This window comes from Bartonella sp. MR168JLCBS, assembly GCF_042194175.1.
On the sequence record NZ_JBHIMP010000643.1, the window covers coordinates 1 to 513 of the forward strand.

The 513-nt window shown below is 40.5% G+C and carries 1 pseudogene; it reads left to right on the forward strand.

The window, feature by feature from the left end:
• Positions 1 to 513, forward strand: a pseudogene (locus ACFIK8_RS13165) (Hsp70 family protein); the annotation flags it as partial.

Below are 513 nucleotides of genomic sequence, written 5' to 3' on the forward strand. Positions count from 1 at the left end.
GGTGGTACATTTGATATTTCTGTCCTTGAAATTGGAGATGGCGTTTTTGAAGTTAAATCAACTAATGGAGATACGTTTTTAGGTGGTGAAGACTTCGACATGCGTTTGGTCGGTTATTTTGCAGACGAATTCAAGAAAGAACAAGGAATTGATCTAAAAAATGATAAACTGGCGTTGCAGCGTTTAAAAGAGGCGGCAGAAAAAGCAAAGATTGAACTTTCTTCTTCACAGCAAACAGAAATCAATTTGCCGTTTATCACAGCAGATCAATCTGGTCCCAAGCACTTAACGATGAAATTGACTCGGGCAAAATTTGAATCTCTCGTTGATGATTTAGTTCAGCGCACTATCGAGCCTTGTAAAGCCGCACTGAAAGATGCAGGACTGAAAGCTGGTGAGATTGACGAAGTTGTTTTAGTGGGTGGTATGACGCGTATGCCCAAGATTCAGGTATTTTAATGAAACGTCGACCACAGAGATCCACACAAAGGTGTTAATCCTGATGAAGTTGTG